We start from the raw sequence: 16,751 nt of genomic DNA, 5'->3' as shown, positions 1-16,751 counted from the left end.
TCATTCATGAGGATTAAACGATGATCTATCGCGGCGCAGGCTGGCTGACACTGTTCACGCCGGTGGCCATGGTGTTGCTGCTGATGGGGGTGTGGCCCGACCCCAGCGTCAAACCCGGCAATACCTCACTGATGCAACTGTTGATGGGTGTGGGGATTGGCTCGGCCATCAATACCGTGCTGGGCTTTGTCCTGAATCGGCAGGTGCATGAAGATGGCGTGCGCCATCACTTCTTTTTCATGCCCATGCAGTGGCCGGCGCTGGCGATCATGATTGTCTGCGCGGTGATTGCCCTGCTCAAGTAAGGCCGCCCGTAGGCGGGCGTCCAACTAACGGTTTGAGGGGAACGCAAAGGTTCCTGGCTTTTCGCCCATTATTGAACGCTGCAACCCCTGGAGCCTGTTGGATGAACCGTCAAGACCCACCTCACCTCGTCGCCACGCTTCCCGGAGCGCCAAGCACTGGAAGCCCTGTCGCGCACCCACCCACCTGGTATTACGGCCCGGATCTACCGAGCGTTGGCGGCAGTGGTCGGGGGATCCTGGGGTTCTACATTGCGCTACTGATGCTGTTGCCGGGCTATGGGCTGGTGATGTTGCTCCTGGCCGGGCTCGGAGCGCTGCAGGGCACGCCGCCCAGCGCTGAATCGAGTTTTACGACGTCGGCGCTCATCCTGTTCATGCTCGGTACCGCAGTGCTCATCGGTGCGATGTTTGCCTGGATGGCCTCTACGCCTCATGTGGAGGCCTTCACGTTCGATGAAAACCAGCAACTGCTTAGCCTCACGGTTATCCGTCGTGGCCGCAGGCCCTACGAAGTGCGGGTGCCATTCAGCAACATCATTTACGTCTGCCCCTACGTCCTCGCCCGGTTTGATCGCTGTGGGCATTTCCACCTCGTGGGTCAGGTACCCAAGGACAAGGTTTTCGAATATCGGTTGGGTGAGGGTATCTCTCTGGACGAAATGGCGTTTCACGCTGAATGGTTGCGGGGAATGATAGGGGCGCGGATGCACGAGCTGGTGAATCTGGATAAATGAAACATTCGCGTTAATACCAGACGCGTAGTGTCGGGCCGTCCGCGCTTGAAACCCGCGCGAACGCTACTGCGGCAGCAATGGCATTTAAGTTGATGGGCCCAAATACAGGGCGAAAACTGCCCCAGCCACACTCGCAGCTGATCTTAAAGGCAGTGACCCATGGCTCAGCAGAAAAGCTGAGCCACCGAAAGCAGGCATATCACCTGGACAAAAATCTGAGCTCGAATGGGATGTTTCATCTGTGCGACCCTCCTGTACAGCTGCGGGGGAAGTGCCATACGCGATGTAGATCCTCCCTGGATCGCCCACAACACTCGCAACTGTTCCATGGAGTATAGGCCCTGAAACGAATCTTTCACGATTGGGCCGATTCAGTCCCCGGCGGGCTCTGCTTACAACTAAATGCCCAACCCATTGCACTTTTTTTCATTTATCCAATCTATCTTTGTCCCAGCCCTGCCGATTTCCCGCGTGGGCAAAAGAACCAGATCGGGTGCCGATGGATCGCACGTTACTTTTATTCAAGACTCGACGAGTGCCTCGGCCCCTGTGGCTGGCCGTGGTGTTGATACTCTGCGCCAGTGGCTGTACCCAGCAGCAGGGGCGGGACATCGCCAAGCAGTTCAGTGATGGCAAACCCGATGAATTCTTTCAGACCAGTGTCGATCGCATGGCGACCCTGGGCATGCGCGACAACTTGCAAAGCCTGTATTTGCTCATGAACAAGCTCTACCTGCGTAACCCCAACCAGTGGCGCCAGTCGGGTTATCCGGATGCGGTGAGCGCTGCGCGGGAGATCCGCCTGGCCATTGAGCAGCGCCGCTCATTACCCGCCCTCGGGGAGCGTCGCGACCTGGCGGCGCTGAGCTACTCCTTGAGCCCTGAGTTTCAGGGCGATCGGGTCGGGGCGTTTATCTATGCCATCGGCAGTATGATCGTGACCGCCCACGGTGGGCGTACCGAGTTCTACATTACCGACTCGATCAACCCGCAGTTCGTCAGCAATGCCGCGCGCAATATCGAGAAGGCCACCTGGCTGCTCAGCAAGCGTCAGGATGCAAACGGTGTCCTGCTCCTGTTTTCCAATGAGATCTCGGAGGAGGGCAGCAACCTGAGTTTCGCCGTCGAATTCGGCAAGATTGTTGCGCGTCTGGACCTGTTGACCCAGATGCTCGATGAGCGCTACCGCCGTATTGGCCTTAACTATGCACAAAGCTTGTTGCTGATGAATTTCCTGCCCGTGCAGTAATTGGGTTGTTCGGTATGCTGTTTCTGCTTTGGATGTAGGAAGCGGCCTATCTTGCATTCCGATGCTTGAAACACCTCCCTGTGCGCAATAGCCTCGGATTTTTCTGAAAAAACGAGGCCCTACCTTGGGTAAGCGAAAAACGGCTTGGCCGACGGACCGCGAAATACGCCTGCGCTTTATCCTCTTTGCTGTGATCGACGCCGCGAGCGTTCACGGCGTTCCCTCTGAGCTGTTGCTGCCCGCGCATAAATTGCTGCGAGACTCGCCGACAGAGGCGCAGTTGCTCGCTGCTCTGGGGGAAATTCTGGCCACTGATGAAATGCATGGGTTCAGGCTACCACCAGGGTCGGAGGCCGATGAATTGATGCAGTCGCTGGAAAAGCCCGACGGCTAGCGTCATCCGTTAGACCGTTTATTTCCTTAAGATTGGACGAGATTCCTCAATCGAATATCCATGACGTCCATATCCGCAAGGTAACGGATATAAGTAACGCAATAGCGTCCTAATCACTGTTATCACGCAAAATACAGCTGTCTTGTTCGACTAAGCGTGCCTGGGAACACCCATTCCTGCTGCTCTGCCGGCGTCTTGCGCAGCCCTCCGGTCTCTCTAGAATCGGCGCCAGAACCTAGCCATTTCCTGTCGATTACGGAGTTTCGAACATGATGAATGCAATGCAGATGCCGATGAACACCTCCATGCCAATGATGCCGATGATGGGCATGCCGATGATGATGGCAACCATGAAATGCGAAATGGCCGCTGACGCCATGATGTGCACCATGAAGCCGGCAGCCGGCATGGACATGGCCCAGTTCAAGACCAATGCCGAAATGATGGCGATGATGATGAACTGCGGCATGCCGATGATGATGCAGTGCGCCAACATGTCGATGATGTGCATGTCGGCCGACGCCATGGCCATGATGACCGGCATGAACATGATGCCGATGATGGGCATGCCGATGCCGATGATGAAGTGCGTCATGGAATGCACCATGATGGCTGACGGCATGATGTGCAAAATGATGCCGATGCCGGGCATGAGCATGGACATGATGAACAACTGCTGCATGCTCATGAACAAAATGATGAATGACTGCGCCATGCCCATGATGATGAGCTGCAACGGCATGCCGATGATGTGCTGCACCTGCTGACAGGTCCCGCGCGATGAAAAAACGCCCCGATAAGTCGGGGCGTTTTTTTTGCCGTGATTAGTCCAGCCGCTCGGGGTAGGTGATCACCAGGAACGCCACGGCTTCGCTGTCCGCCGGGTTGCGGTAGCGGTGGGGCTGGTCGGCGTAGAACAGGATTGAATCGCCGGTGGACAGCAGGTAGCGCTCGTCATTGACGCTGACTTCCAGTACGCCTTGGGCCACCACCAGGTTTTCCTGGATGCCCGGGCCGTGGCCTTGGGAGACTTCCTCGCCGAGTGCCCGCAGGCGAATCTCGTAGAACTCGGACTGGCGTGCCGTATCGTAGGGAAACAATGCGCGGCTGATAAACGCGCCATCGGCACTCACCAGTCGCTTGCTCTGCTGCGCCGGCAACACTTCCACCCCTTCGAACGCGCGGTCTTCCAGGAACGCCGCCACCGACACCTTCAAGCCCTTGGCAATTTTGCACAACACCTTGATCGACGGCACGCTGCGCCCGGATTCGATCTGCGCCAGCATTGCCCGGCTCACGCTGCAGGCGCGTGCCAGGGCGTCCAGTGACAAGTGCCGTTTGCTGCGCAGGCGTTGCAGGTTATGCGCAACGCACAGGCTGATCACATCGTCATCGGTGTTGGGCTTGGGCAGCGGTTCGGGCGGTTCGGGAATCACATGCAGGAAATTCATTGGCCTACGCCCGGCGTGTATCGCTGGGCGTTGCGGCGTGGGTGGTAAACACCGCCAACCCTGCGCGCGCTGCGTACATCGCCCACATCAACTCGGCCGCAGCACGTGCCTGGCGGCGTTTGCGGTGGAGGGTAAAGTCGATGACGGTGGCGGATGCAGGCATGGGAGGCGATCTCGTAGGTGACTCGATGGCTCCACAGTAATGCGTACTGGTTATTTCTTTAAATACTGAGTTTGCATGTATTAATTCGATTTTGGACTTAAAAAATAAATCCGGTCCGACGCTGTTGTGGGAAGCGTCTGGTCCGTTATTAAGGCGTGACTTGGCGGGCATCGTTGTCTTCCCATCACTGTTCGCGTGACGGCCCAGCCTTTCACGCCCCCGAATTCCAAGGATCCGCCCATGCTGCTGCGCCCACCTCCGTTCCTGTTCGCCGCCCTGACCTTTAGCTCCCTGGTGCACGCCGAAGACCTGCAATTGGCGCCGGTCGAAGTTACCACGCCCGAGGCCGGCGCCGGCGAAGTCGCCCAGGCGCAGCTCAAGAGCGTGCCCGGTGCTACCAATTACATCGACATGAGCAGCGTGCAGCAGGGGCGGGTGAGCACCAATGAAGACGTGTTCAAGTACCAGCCTGGGGTGTATGCCAAGGCGGCAAACAATGAAGGGGTGAAGCTGTCCATTCGTGGTTCGGGCCTGAACCGCAGCCCAGGCGCCCATGCTTCAGGGCTGTACGAAATGTTCGATGGCTTGCCGCTGACCGGCCCCGGCGGCACCCCTTATGAACTCAAGGACCCGCTGTGGCAAAGCCGCGTCGAGGTGCTGCGTGGCGCCAACGGTTTTGATCAAGGCGCGTTGGCTCTGGGGGGCGCGGTCAACTACGTGACCCATACCGGCTACGATGCGCCCAAGCTGCAAGTGCGCTATGAAGCCGGCAGCCGTGGCTATGCCCAGCGCGAGATCAGTTCGGGCCAGGTGCTGGGGGATGCCGACTACTACATCAGCCTCACCGACTCGGAATCCGACGGCTACCAGCGCCAGAGCGCCGCCACCGGCAAGGGCATGGCCGCCAACTTCGGCTACCGCTTCAACCCGGACCTGGAAACCCGCTTCTATTTCCGCTACCGCGAAACCACCAACGACACCCCCGGCAAACTCACCCGCGCCCAGATCAGCCACGACCCGCGTGCCGCCAACAGTCTCAACGCTGCCCGCGATTCCAAGCGCCTGCAACCGGGTTCCACCTGGATCGCCAACAAGACCACCTTGCAGTTGGACGACAATTCGCGCCTGGAAGTCGGGCTGGCCTATCACGATTACCCGATGGACCTGCGCGAAGGCACCAACCGACTCAAGGTGGCCTACACCGATATCAGCAGCACCTTGAATTACATCCGCCAGGACACGCTGTTCGGCCACGACAGCAAAACCACCCTCGGCCTGCGCACCACCCAGGCGATGCCCAACAACGGCACATCGGAATACGTGCGCACGCCAGCCGGCAACACCGCAACCTATGCCCCCGGCACCAAGACCCGCGACTACAGCTACCTGGGGTCAGACACCGTGCTGCATATCGGCAATGACCTGGAGCTGGTCCAGGACCTGTGGCTGACCACCGGCCTGGCCGCGATCTACACCCGCCGTGAAACCCAGGTCACCTATCCCGAAGGCCAGGCGCCGCTCAGCCAGCATGACTGGGACTACGCACCGCGCATCGGCCTGCGCTATGACTTCACCCCGCAGTTGCAGGTGTACGGCAACCTGAGCCGCTCGGTCGAGCCGCCGCATGCGTGGTCGATGATCTGGGGTTCCAACAAATACTTTCCAGCGGGCAGCGGCCCGGCCACTGGATTACAGCGCGAAGGCGTCAGCCTGAAAAACCAGACTGCCACCACTCTGGAAATCGGTGGCCGTGGCGACGCATGGCTCGGCCAGTGGGACCTGGCGCTGTACCGCTCCGAAGTGCGCCACGAACTGCTCACCGTGGAAACCCAGGCCCAGACCTCGACCAGCAATGCCATCGTCGCCGAATCCAATGCCAGCCCCACCGTGCATCAGGGCGTGGAGCTGGGCCTGCTCAGCCCGCTGTGGGACGGCGGCCGCAGCGGTAAGCTCGACCTGCGCCAGGCCTATACCTTCAGCGACTTCCACTACCGCGACGACGACCGTTTCGGCGGCAACCGCTTGCCGGGCATCCCCCAGCACTACTATCAGGCGCAACTGCGCTACGGCCACCCGACGGGCTTCTACACCAGCCTCAATACCGAGCATTCCTCGCGGGTGGCGGTGGATTACGCCAATTCCTATTACGCCGCGTCCTACACCCTTCTGGGCGCGACCTTCGGCTACGACGCACCCAAGCAGGACTGGCAAGCCTGGGTCGACCTGCGCAACCTCACCAACCGCCGCTACGCCAACACCGTCACGCCGGGCTACGACGACAAGGGCCTGGATGTCGCACGCTCCACCCCGGCGGACGGACGCGGGATCTACACCGGTGTCTCATGGAGCTGGCGCTAAGCCGCAGCTATCCAGCCCCCTGTGGCGAGCGGGCTGCGACGGGGAGGGCCTTGCTCCTACACCGTTTTACTGGCATTGTTTGCGCAATTGGTAACTCTTCCCATTTGAGACTCTTTTGCGCATGCATGACATTCCGGCCGCGCTGGGCGATTCAGTGCGTCAGCAGACCCTTACGGCGATGTACCGCGAGCACCACGGCTGGTTGCAGGGCTGGCTGCGCCGAAAACTGGGGTGTTCCCAGCACGCCGCCGACCTGGCCCACGATGCCTTCATCCGCGTGCTGATGCTGGCCGAGCCGCAAAATATCCAGGAACCCCGGGCCTTCCTGGCCACCACGGCGGGGCGTTTGCTGATCGATGGCGCCCGGCGTCGACGCATTGAAAAAGCCTACATGGAAGCCCTGGTGATCCAGAGCGAGGACGCCGGCATGCCCGACCCGGCCGCGATCCATATCGCCCTGCAAGCCCTGGAACGCATCGCCGAAATGCTTGCCGGCTTGTCCGCCAAGGCCCGCGAAGCCTTCCTGTTGAGTCGCTTGGACGGGTTGACCTACAGCGAAATCGCCACGCGCCTGGACGTGTCTGCCAGTACCGTCAAAAACTACATCTCCAGCGCCCTGGTGCACTGCTATCACAGCCTGCACGCGGCAGACCCGCTGGCATGAACTCCGAACAGATCATCCAGCAAGCGGCAAATTGGCTGACCCGCCTGCACGACGACGAGGTCAGCGACGCCGAGCGTCAGGCCTTCAACGCCTGGTGCCAGGCAGACCCTCGTCACGCCGTCGCCATCGACCGCATGCGCGCGCTGTGGGGAAGCCTCGACGCCTTGCCTGCACAACCCGCACGCGTGGCCCTGAACCGCGCATTTGCCCCGCGTCGCGCGCGCGGTGCCCAGGCGATGGGCGTGCTCGGCGTATTACTCTGCGGCTGGCTGGGCCTTACGCACCTGCCGGTGTGGATGGCCGACCAGCGCACCGACGTGGGCGAGCGGCGCCAGATCGTCCTTGAAGACGGCAGCCAGTTGCAACTCAACAGCAACTCGGCGGTGGACGTGAAATTCGACGGCCACCAACGGGTGATCGAACTGCTGCAAGGCGAGCTCTGGGTCGACGTGGCCAAGGATGCGACGCGGCCCTTCGTGGTGCGTACCGACCAAGGCACGGCGACGGCACTGGGCACGCGTTATTTGGTCAAGCGCGCGCCAGACGGCACGACGGTGGTGACGGTGATCGAGTCCACCGTGGCAGTCAAAGGGGACAGCAGCGAAGGGGTCAAGGTCACTGCCGGCCAGCGTTCGATCCTCGACCATGGTCGCGCCCAATCGCCCCAGGCCACCGACGACACCGACCCGGACGCCTGGACCCGTGGCCTGCTCAAGGTCAACGACCAACCCCTGAGCGAAGTGCTGCAAACCCTGGCCAGCTACCGCCACGGCCTGCTGCGCTTCGACCCCCAGGCCTTGCAGAACCTGCGGGTGACGGGGGTGTTCAAGCTGGATGACACGGCGGCGGCGCTGTCGACCCTGGCGGATAACCTGCCGATCCAGGTGGAGTACTTCACCGACCTGCTGGTGGTGGTCAAGCCGCGCTAGCGTTCGTTCTGGCGCAGGCGCTTGTACAGGGTGTTGCGGCTCACCCCCAGCTCCCGCGCCAGGTGGGAAATATTCCCGCCAGCGGCCTTCAAGCGCTGGGTCAGGTCGATGCTGGCATCCAGGTGTTCACTGTCGGGCAGTGGCGCCGTCACGTTCAAATCGACAAAAAAATCGTCCGGCAGATGCTCCGGGCGGATCGGCTGTTCCTCGGCCATCGCCAGTGCCACCTGCAACACGCTGCTCACCTGGCGCAGGTTGCCGGGCCACGGGTGCTGTTCGAACAGTGCCAGCACCTCGGCGCTGAGCCCGGCCCACTGGCCTGGCTCCCGGTGTTGCTGCCACAGTTGCTGGAACAGCGCACGCTTGTCGCTGCGCTCGCGTAACGGTGGCAATTCAAGGGTCAGGCCGCCGATGCGGTAGTACAAGTCCTCGCGAAAGCGCCCGGCCTGGACCTGCTCGCGCAAGGCCCGGTTAGTGGCCGAGATGATGCGCAAATCCACCGGGAACAACTCGCTGCTGCCCACCGGCTGCACACAACGCTCCTGCAATACCCGCAACAGGCGCGCTTGCGTCGGCAGCGGCATATCGCCGATTTCATCGAGGAACAGCGTGCCCTTGTCGGCCTTGCGGATCAGGCCAATGCTGCCTTTCTGGTTGGCGCCGGTGAACGCGCCTTTTTCGTAGCCGAACAGTTCCGATTCCACCAGCTCGGCGGGAATCGCCGCACAGTTCACCGCGATAAACGCCTGCTGGCTGCGGGAACTGGCCTGGTGCAGGGCCTTGACGAAGACTTCCTTGCCCACGCCGGTTTCGCCGTGGATCAGCAGCGGGATGTCCTTCTCCAGCAGGCGCTCGGCCTGGCGCACGGCTTTTTCCACGCGCACATCGCCAAAGTGCAGGGTCTTCAAACCAATCGCGGCGGGCTTTGGCGCAACGGGTTCGCTGAACACGCGGGCCTGCACCGGCATCTGCTTCGGTCGCTTCAGCAGGCACTGGAAGCGATTGCGTCCCGCCGCCTGCAACGAAAAGGGCAGGCCCTCCGGTTGATTGAGCAACTCCAGCAGCGACACCTTGAACAAACTGTCGATCATCACCCGCGACAGGCTGATGCCCAACAGGTTGTCGGCCCGGCGGTTGGCCGAGAGCACCTGGCCGCTCTCGTCAAAGATCAGCAGGCCCGCCCATTGGCTGTCGAGGTTGCTCAGGCCGGTGTTGAAGGTCAGTTGGAAATGCTCACCTCGAAACAGGTTGAGGATCAGCCGATTCTCCACGGTCTGGCTCATCATCTTGACCATGCCCAGGGTGTGGGAGGGCGGCAGGTAGCTGTCACTGGAGACATCCAGCACCGCGATGATTTCGCGCTGGGCATCGAAGATCGGTGCTGCCGAGCCGGTCATGAAGCGGTTGGCCTTGAGGAAGTGTTCGTCATGTTCGATATGCACCGCCTGGGCACAGGCCAGTGCGGTGCCGATGGCATTGGTGCCGCTGGAACGCTCCATCCAGCTGGCGCCGGCGCTGAACCCTCGGGCCAGCTTGGGCTCGATAAAGCGCTGGGTGCCCCAACTGGTCAGCACCTGGCCCTGGTTGTCGGCCAGCATGATCAGGCAGTTGGAATTGCTCAGGATGTTTTCGTAGTAGGGCAGGACTTCCTCGTGCGTGGTCTGCACCAGGGAATGCTGGCTTTCCAGCAATTGGCTGATGCCCTCGGCGGGCAGTTGATCGAAGCTGGGCGTGCTCTGGTGGTCCAGGCCGAAGGCGCGGCAACGGCGCCAGGATTCCTGGATAAGGGTGTCGTGAGCCAGGGGTTCGGCCATGGGGCGACCTTCTTTTTATTGTTTTGGGGTCTTGCACAATCAACGGATGCAACCACGTCAATCGGGTTCAAAGAGTGTTGTTCATAACTGTTCATTGTCAACCCCCGGATTGTTCAGTTGTTCAGCCAGACCTGTTCATTTCTGTTCGCTCCTGAATATCCCGTTTCACCCATTTCCTTGCGGATCAAGCACCTGCCGTTTTTGGCATGAAACTCGCTCTGACGACTGGCCAGATTCATTCCAATAATAAAAAGGTCGTGTCATGTCATTGACCCTGGAACATGTCTCCCGCGTCGTCGAAGGCCAAACCTGGATCGACGACGCCAACCTGCGCTTCGAAGCCGGCTCCTTCAACGTCTTGCTTGGTCGCACCCTGTCCGGCAAGACCAGCCTGATGCGCCTGATGGCGGGCCTGGACAAGCCCGACAGCGGGCGCATCCTGATGAACGGCGTGGATGTCACCCACAAACCGGTGCGCCTGCGCAACGTGTCGATGGTGTATCAGCAGTTCATCAACTACCCGACCATGACCGTGTTCGAAAACATCGCCTCGCCGTTGCGCCAGGCCGGTGTGTCCAACGAGCTGATCCAGAGCAAGGTGCTGGAAACCGCGCGGATGCTGCGCATCGAGAAATTCCTGCAACGCCACCCGTTGGAGTTGTCCGGTGGCCAGCAGCAACGCACGGCCATGGCCCGCGCGTTGGTGAAAGACGCCGAACTGATCCTGTTCGATGAGCCGCTGGTGAACCTGGACTACAAATTGCGCGAAGAGCTGCGTCAGGAAATGCGCGAGCTGTTCAAGGCGCGGCATACCATTGCCATCTACGCCACCACCGAGCCCAACGAGGCCCTGGCCCTGGGCGGCACCACCACCATTCTTCACGAGGGCCGGGTGATCCAGAGCGGCAAGGCTGCCGAGGTGTATCACCAGCCACAGACCGTGTTGGCCGCCGAGCTGTTTTCCGAGCCGCCGATCAACCTGATGCCGGGGCGTATCAGCGGTAACGAGGTGAGCTTCGCCAATTTCGTGCACTTCCCGCTGAACGTTGACCTGCGTCCCATCGGCGAAGGCGAATTCCGCTTTGGTGTGCGCCCCAGCCATATCAGCCTGGTGCCGAGCAACGACGACGACCTCGAACTGGCGGTGACCGTGGAAGTCGCCGAGATCAGCGGCTCGGAAACCTTCCTGCATGTGCGCAGCGAGCATTTCCTGCTGGTGCTGCACCTGCCGGGGGTGCATGAGTACGACGTCGACGCGCCGATCCGCGTGTACATCCCCACCCATAAACTGTTTGTGTTCGATGGCCAGGGCCGTTTGGTCCAGGCCCCCGGGCGCCGCGTCGCGAGGGTTGCCTGATGGCCGAGATCCATTTGCAGAACCTGGCGCACAGCTACAGTCCCACGCCGAGCGGCCCTGAGGACTACGCCATCCGGGCAATGAACCACGTGTGGGAGCAGGGCGGTGCCTACGCCTTGCTCGGGCCGTCGGGCTGCGGCAAGTCGACGTTGCTCAATATCATCTCCGGCCTGCTGAGCCCGTCCGAAGGGCAGGTGCTGTTCGATAGCAAAGTGGTCAATGACCTCACCCCGGAAAAACGCAACATCGCCCAGGTGTTCCAGTTCCCGGTGGTGTACGACACCATGACCGTGTTCGATAACCTGGCCTTTCCCCTGCGAAACCAAGGCATGGCCGAGGCGAAAATTCACAGCAAGGTGCAGGAAATTGCCGAAGTCCTCGACCTGCAAAACCTGCTGAGCAAAAAAGCCCGCAACCTTACCGCCGACGAAAAACAGAAAGTCTCCATGGGCCGTGGCCTGGTGCGGGATGACGTGTCGGCCATCCTCTTTGACGAACCGCTGACGGTGATCGACCCGCACCTGAAGTGGAAGCTGCGGCGCAAGCTCAAGCAGATCCATGAGCAGTTCAATATCACCATGGTCTACGTCACCCATGACCAGCTTGAGGCCTCGACTTTCGCCGACAAGATCGCGGTGATGTACGGCGGGCAGATCGTGCAGTTCGGCACGCCCCGTGAGTTGTTCGAACGGCCCAGCCACACCTTTGTCGGCTATTTCATCGGTAGCCCTGGGATGAATCTGATCGAAGTGCAGGCCGAGGCCGGCGGTGTGCGCTTTGCCGGTACGCTTCTGCCGTTATCCGAGGCCTTGCAGCAACGCATTGCCGGCAGCGACTACAAGACGCTGCAGGTGGGGATCCGCCCGGAATTCATTCACGTGTGGGACGAGTACAACCCTGACGCCCTGCAGGCCGATGTCACTCACCTCGAAGACCTCGGCACCTACAAGATCATGACCCTCAACCTTGACGGCGCCACCCTCAAGGTGCGCCTGGCCGAAGACAAACCGGTGCCCGAGGGCAGGGCGTCCATCAGCTTTCCCGCGCAGTGGCTGATGGTGTATGCCGACGACTACCTGCTGGAGGTGCAGCCATGAACAAGGTGCAGAACAACAAGGCCTGGTGGCTGGTGTTGCCGGTGTTCCTGCTGGTGGCGTTCAGTGCGGTGATCCCGATGATGACGGTGGTCAACTATTCGGTGCAGGACATCTTCGACCAGTCCAGCCGCTACTTCGTCGGCGCCGACTGGTACAAGCAGGTGCTGCTCGACCCACGCCTGCATGACTCGCTGCTGCGCCAGTTCATCTATTCGGCTTGCGTGCTGCTGATCGAAATCCCCCTGGGTATCGCCATCGCCCTGACCATGCCGACCAAGGGCCGCTGGTCGTCGCTGGTGCTGATCATCCTGGCCATTCCGTTGCTGATTCCGTGGAACGTGGTGGGCACCATCTGGCAGATTTTCGGCCGTGCCGATATCGGCCTGTTGGGCTACAGCCTCAACGCCCTGGGCATCAGCTACAACTATGCGGCCAACACCATGGACGCCTGGGTCACCGTGCTGGTGATGGATGTGTGGCACTGGACCTCACTGGTGGCGCTGCTGTGTTATTCCGGGCTGCGAGCGATCCCGGATGTGTACTACCAGGCCGCACGTATCGATCGGGCTTCGGCGTGGGCGGTGTTCCGGCATATCCAGTTGCCGAAGATGAAAAGCGTGCTGCTGATCGCGGTGATGCTGCGCTTCATGGACAGTTTCATGATCTACACCGAGCCCTTCGTCCTCACGGGGGGCGGGCCGGGGAATGCCACGACGTTCCTCAGTCAGACGCTGACCCAGATGGCCGTAGGCCAATTCGACCTGGGCCCGGCGGCGGCGTTTTCCCTGGTGTACTTCCTGATCATCCTGTTGGTGTCCTGGCTGTTCTACACCGCCATGACCCACTCCGACGCCAACCGCTGAGGCCGCCAACATGAGCAAGCGCAAGGTTATTCCGCTGCTGATCTACATCCTGTTCCTGCTGGTGCCGATCTACTGGCTGCTGAACATGTCCTTCAAGAGCAACACCGAAATCCTCGGCGGGCTGACCCTGTTTCCGCAGGATTTCACCCTGGCCAACTACAAGGTGATCTTCACCGACCCCAGCTGGTACACCGGTTACCTCAACTCGCTGTACTACGTGAGCCTGAACACGGTGATTTCCCTGAGCGTGGCGTTGCCGGCAGCCTATGCCTTCTCGCGCTACCGCTTCCTGGGTGACAAGCACCTGTTCTTCTGGCTGCTGACCAACCGCATGGCGCCACCCGCGGTGTTCCTGCTGCCGTTTTTCCAGCTGTATTCGTCCATCGGCCTGTTCGACACGCACATCGCCGTGGCCTTGGCCCACTGCCTGTTCAACGTACCGCTGGCGGTGTGGATCCTGGAGGGCTTCATGTCGGGGGTGCCCAAGGAAATCGACGAAACCGCCTACATCGACGGCTATAGTTTTCCCAAGTTCTTCGTGAAGATTTTTATCCCGTTGATCGGCTCCGGCATCGGTGTGACCGCGTTTTTCTGCTTCATGTTTTCCTGGGTCGAGCTGCTGCTGGCGCGCACCCTGACCTCGGTCAACGCCAAGCCCATCGCCGCGGTGATGACCCGCACGGTGTCGGCGTCGGGTATCGATTGGGGGGTGCTGGCAGCGGCGGGGGTGTTGACCATCCTGCCCGGCATGCTGGTGATCTGGTTTGTTCGCAACCATGTGGCCAAGGGCTTTGCCCTGGGCCGGGTCTGAGGAGTCGATGATGGAATGGATGGCCTGGACCACCCCCACTGCACTGTTCTTTGGCGGCATTGCCCTGATTCTGGCGGGCATGACCACCTGGGAGCTGCGCTCGCCGAGCATTCCGCGGCGCGGCGTCCTGCCGATCAGCACCACCCGTGGTGATCGCTTGTTTATCGGTCTTCTCGGCAGCGCCTACCTGCATTTGCTGGTGATCGGCGTTACCGACTGGAGCATCTGGGTAGCGTCCGCGCTCTCCCTGGTATGGCTGTTGAGTGTGATGCGTTGGGGCTAGTGCCCCGACACCTTGTAGGAGCGAGCTTGCTCGCGAAAATCGCCAACGATAACGCGGGCATTCTGGATGTACGCGGTGTCCTCGGGTTTTTCGCGAGCAAACTCGCTCCTACAGAGGGTTGTGGCGTTTGTAGTCCTTTTTGAAATTAACCAGGAGGTCTCTATGTTGAATAAAAACAATAAGCTGCGACATAGCATTTCATTGGCCGCCGTACTGGCCCTCAGCGGTTTGAGCGCTTCGGCCTGGGCTGATGCGTATGAAGATGCGGCGAAGAAATGGATCGGCAGCGAGTTCAAGCCGTCGACCCTCACGGCCGACCAGCAGTTGGAGGAGTTGAAGTGGTTTATCAAAGCCTCGGAACCGTTCCGTGGGATGAAGATCAACGTGGTGTCGGAAACCCTCACCACCCACGAGTACGAATCCAAGGTGCTGGCCAAGGCCTTCAGCGAAATCACCGGCATCAAGCTGACCCACGACCTGCTGCAGGAAGGCGACGTGGTGGAGAAACTGCAAACCCAGATGCAGTCCGACAAGAATATCTATGACGGCTGGGTCAACGATTCCGACTTGATCGGTACGCACTTTCGTTATGGCAAGACCGAATCCATCACCGACCTGATGGCCAACGAAGGCAAGGCCTTTACCTCGCCAACCCTGGATATCAAGGACTTTATCGGCATCTCCTTCACCACCGCGCCGGACGGCAAGATCTACCAGCTGCCCGACCAGCAGTTTGCCAACCTCTACTGGTTCCGCGCCGACTGGTTCGAGCGTCCCGAACTGAAAGCCAAGTTCAAGGAAAAATACGGCTATGACCTCGGCGTGCCGGTGAATTGGTCGGCTTATGAAGACATCGCCAAATTCTTCAGTGAAGACGTCAAGGAAATCGACGGCAAGCGCATCTATGGGCACATGGACTACGGCAAGAAAGACCCGTCCCTGGGCTGGCGCTTCACCGATGCCTGGTTCTCCATGGCCGGTGGCGGCGACAAGGGCCTGCCCAACGGCTTGCCGGTGGACGAGTGGGGCATCCGCGTGGAGGACTGCCACCCGGTGGGCTCCAGCGTCACCCGTGGCGGCGACACCAACGGCCCGGCGGCGGTGTTCGCCACGCAGAAATACGTGGACTGGATGAAAGCCTACGCCCCCCCGGAAGCGGCGGGCATGACCTTCTCCGAATCCGGCCCGGTGCCGTCCCAGGGCAACATCGCCCAGCAGATATTCTGGTACACCGCGTTTACCGCCGACATGACCAAGCCGGGCCTGCCGGTGGTGAACGCCGACGGCACGCCGAAATGGCGCATGGCGCCGTCGCCGGTCGGACCGTATTGGGAAAAAGGCATGAAGAAGGGGTACCAGGACGTGGGTTCCTGGACTTTCCTCAAGTCGACGCCGGAGAAGCAGAAACTCGCGGCCTGGTTGTACGCGCAGTTCGTCACCTCGAAAACCGTGTCCCTGAAGAAAACCATCGTCGGCCTGACGCCGATTCGTGAGTCCGATATCAACTCCCAGGCCATGACCGACATGGCGCCGAAACTCGGTGGCCTGGTGGAGTTCTACCGCAGCCCGGCGCGGGTCGAGTGGACCCCGACCGGCACCAACGTGCCGGACTACCCACGTCTGGCGCAACTGTGGTGGAGCAACATCGCCGCCGCCGCCAGCGGCGAGAAAACCCCGCAACAGGCCCTCGACAACCTGGCCAAGGAGCAGGACGCGATCATGACGCGCCTGGAGCGCTCCAAGGTGCAACCGGTGTGCGGCCCGAAAATGAACCCCGAGCGTGACGCGCAATACTGGTTCGACCAGCCGGGCGCGCCGAAACCGAAACTGGCCAACGAGAAACCGAAAGGCGAGACCGTGGCCTACGGCGACCTGCTCAAGCAGTGGGAGGCAGCGCGTAAGTAAACGTGCCGGGGCGTGGAACACAAAACGGCACCCAGGTGCCGTTTTGTTTTGGTGCAAACATGAAGGCGCAGCTCTGTGACCGATGACGCGCGGTGGTCAGGCAATCCTGAGTATGGGCAGCTTACTTTCGTGGCGGCCTTCGGGCCGACCATGTCGTTGGAGTTGACCGAGTACATATCCGTTGCTGCGGTCACGGCTGCCTACGGTTCCGCTCTTACAGCGGGTCACTTTTGGAAAGACCCAAAAGTAACACACATAACTCTGTGGTGAGCGGGCTTGCCCCGCGCTGGGCTGCGAAGCAGCCCCAAAACCTTCACCTCGATTGATTCTGGCACTCTGCGGTGACCTTATTGGGGCCGCTTCGCAGCCCAGCG

General features: G+C 60.7%; 17 protein-coding genes. 13 read left to right on the top strand and 4 right to left on the bottom strand.

Annotated elements, in window-relative coordinates; all coding sequences use genetic code 11:
* Positions 1–20: 20 nt before the first annotated feature.
* The 4 genes from BFP99_RS23440 (at position 21) to BFP99_RS23425 (ending at position 2,682) form a co-directional block, all read left to right on the top strand.
* The gene (locus BFP99_RS23440) at positions 21–305 is read left to right on the top strand and encodes a hypothetical protein (RefSeq protein WP_027607310.1); all 285 of its coding nucleotides are present in this window, start codon (positions 21–23) and stop codon (positions 303–305) included.
* Positions 306–406: 101 nt separating this feature from the next.
* The gene (locus BFP99_RS23435; RefSeq protein ID WP_065948335.1) at positions 407–1,039 is read left to right on the top strand and encodes a hypothetical protein; all 633 of its coding nucleotides are present in this window, start codon (positions 407–409) and stop codon (positions 1,037–1,039) included.
* 499 nt (positions 1,040–1,538) lie between these two features.
* The gene (locus BFP99_RS23430; protein WP_027607308.1) at positions 1,539–2,288 is read left to right on the top strand and encodes a hypothetical protein; all 750 of its coding nucleotides are present in this window, start codon (positions 1,539–1,541) and stop codon (positions 2,286–2,288) included.
* Between the two features lie 124 nt (positions 2,289–2,412).
* Positions 2,413–2,682 carry a hypothetical protein gene (locus BFP99_RS23425; RefSeq protein WP_065927112.1) on the top strand — a complete coding sequence of 90 codons (270 nt, stop codon included), beginning with the start codon at positions 2,413–2,415 and terminating at the stop codon, positions 2,680–2,682.
* A gap of 253 nt (positions 2,683–2,935) precedes the next feature.
* Here BFP99_RS23425 and BFP99_RS33350 read toward each other — a convergent pair whose 3' ends face one another.
* The 3 genes from BFP99_RS33350 to BFP99_RS33345 all read right to left on the bottom strand — a co-directional run bounded on the left by BFP99_RS33350 (position 2,936) and on the right by BFP99_RS33345 (position 4,296).
* Positions 2,936–3,442 carry a hypothetical protein gene (locus tag BFP99_RS33350; protein WP_065927113.1) on the bottom strand — a complete coding sequence of 169 codons (507 nt, stop codon included), beginning with the start codon at positions 3,440–3,442 and terminating at the stop codon, positions 2,936–2,938.
* 64 nt (positions 3,443–3,506) lie between these two features.
* Positions 3,507–4,133: a helix-turn-helix domain-containing protein gene (locus tag BFP99_RS23415; RefSeq protein ID WP_065927114.1), complete on the bottom strand. Its 627-nt coding sequence runs from the start codon at positions 4,131–4,133 to the stop codon at positions 3,507–3,509.
* A 4-nt stretch (positions 4,134–4,137) separates the two neighbouring features.
* Entirely contained in the window at positions 4,138–4,296 is a 159-nt protein-coding gene (locus tag BFP99_RS33345) for a hypothetical protein (RefSeq protein ID WP_162844266.1), read from the bottom strand.
* Between the two features lie 240 nt (positions 4,297–4,536).
* On the opposite strand from BFP99_RS33345, the gene BFP99_RS23405 reads away from it, so the two are divergent.
* From BFP99_RS23405 to BFP99_RS23395, 3 genes are all read left to right on the top strand, one after another.
* Positions 4,537–6,654, top strand: a complete 2,118-nt coding sequence (locus tag BFP99_RS23405) for a TonB-dependent receptor family protein (RefSeq protein WP_065948334.1) — start codon at positions 4,537–4,539, stop codon at positions 6,652–6,654.
* 121 nt (positions 6,655–6,775) lie between these two features.
* Positions 6,776–7,318, top strand: a complete 543-nt coding sequence (locus BFP99_RS23400; protein WP_065948333.1) for a sigma-70 family RNA polymerase sigma factor — start codon at positions 6,776–6,778, stop codon at positions 7,316–7,318.
* Positions 7,315–8,247: a FecR family protein gene (locus BFP99_RS23395; protein ID WP_065927117.1), complete on the top strand. Its 933-nt coding sequence runs from the start codon at positions 7,315–7,317 to the stop codon at positions 8,245–8,247. Before BFP99_RS23400 ends, BFP99_RS23395 begins: the two co-directional genes overlap by 4 nt.
* Here the strand turns inward: BFP99_RS23395 and BFP99_RS23390 are convergent.
* On the bottom strand, positions 8,244–10,061 hold the full coding sequence (locus BFP99_RS23390) for a sigma-54-dependent Fis family transcriptional regulator (protein ID WP_065948332.1): 1,818 nt from the start codon (positions 10,059–10,061) through the stop codon (positions 8,244–8,246). The two genes, BFP99_RS23395 and BFP99_RS23390, sit on opposite strands and share 4 nt — an antisense overlap.
* Before the next feature lie 262 nt (positions 10,062–10,323).
* On the opposite strand from BFP99_RS23390, the gene BFP99_RS23385 reads away from it, so the two are divergent.
* The 6 genes from BFP99_RS23385 to BFP99_RS23360 all read left to right on the top strand — a co-directional run bounded on the left by BFP99_RS23385 (position 10,324) and on the right by BFP99_RS23360 (position 16,377).
* Entirely contained in the window at positions 10,324–11,418 is a 1,095-nt protein-coding gene (locus BFP99_RS23385; protein WP_027607299.1) for an ABC transporter ATP-binding protein, read from the top strand.
* Complete coding sequence (locus tag BFP99_RS23380; RefSeq protein ID WP_065927119.1) at positions 11,418–12,515, top strand: ABC transporter ATP-binding protein; 1,098 nt, start codon at positions 11,418–11,420, stop codon at positions 12,513–12,515. Before BFP99_RS23385 ends, BFP99_RS23380 begins: the two co-directional genes overlap by 1 nt.
* Positions 12,512–13,378 (top strand): carbohydrate ABC transporter permease, encoded by an 867-nt coding sequence (locus tag BFP99_RS23375; protein ID WP_025858174.1) that lies wholly within the window; start codon positions 12,512–12,514, stop codon positions 13,376–13,378. The genes BFP99_RS23380 and BFP99_RS23375 overlap by 4 nt, the downstream gene beginning before the upstream one ends.
* A 10-nt stretch (positions 13,379–13,388) precedes the next feature.
* Positions 13,389–14,189 carry a carbohydrate ABC transporter permease gene (locus tag BFP99_RS23370; protein WP_003174634.1) on the top strand — a complete coding sequence of 267 codons (801 nt, stop codon included), beginning with the start codon at positions 13,389–13,391 and terminating at the stop codon, positions 14,187–14,189.
* A gap of 10 nt (positions 14,190–14,199) precedes the next feature.
* The gene (locus BFP99_RS23365; protein ID WP_027607297.1) at positions 14,200–14,472 is read left to right on the top strand and encodes a DUF2160 domain-containing protein; all 273 of its coding nucleotides are present in this window, start codon (positions 14,200–14,202) and stop codon (positions 14,470–14,472) included.
* A gap of 162 nt (positions 14,473–14,634) precedes the next feature.
* Positions 14,635–16,377: an ABC transporter substrate-binding protein gene (locus tag BFP99_RS23360; protein ID WP_065927121.1), complete on the top strand. Its 1,743-nt coding sequence runs from the start codon at positions 14,635–14,637 to the stop codon at positions 16,375–16,377.
* The last annotated feature ends 374 nt before the right edge of the window (positions 16,378–16,751 follow it).

The sequence above is a fragment of the Pseudomonas sp. 1 R 17 genome (assembly GCF_900067035.1).
GTDB classification, from domain to species: Bacteria; Pseudomonadota; Gammaproteobacteria; order Pseudomonadales; family Pseudomonadaceae; genus Aquipseudomonas; species Aquipseudomonas marginalis.
This window is presented reverse-complemented; position numbering and strand designations above follow the sequence as displayed.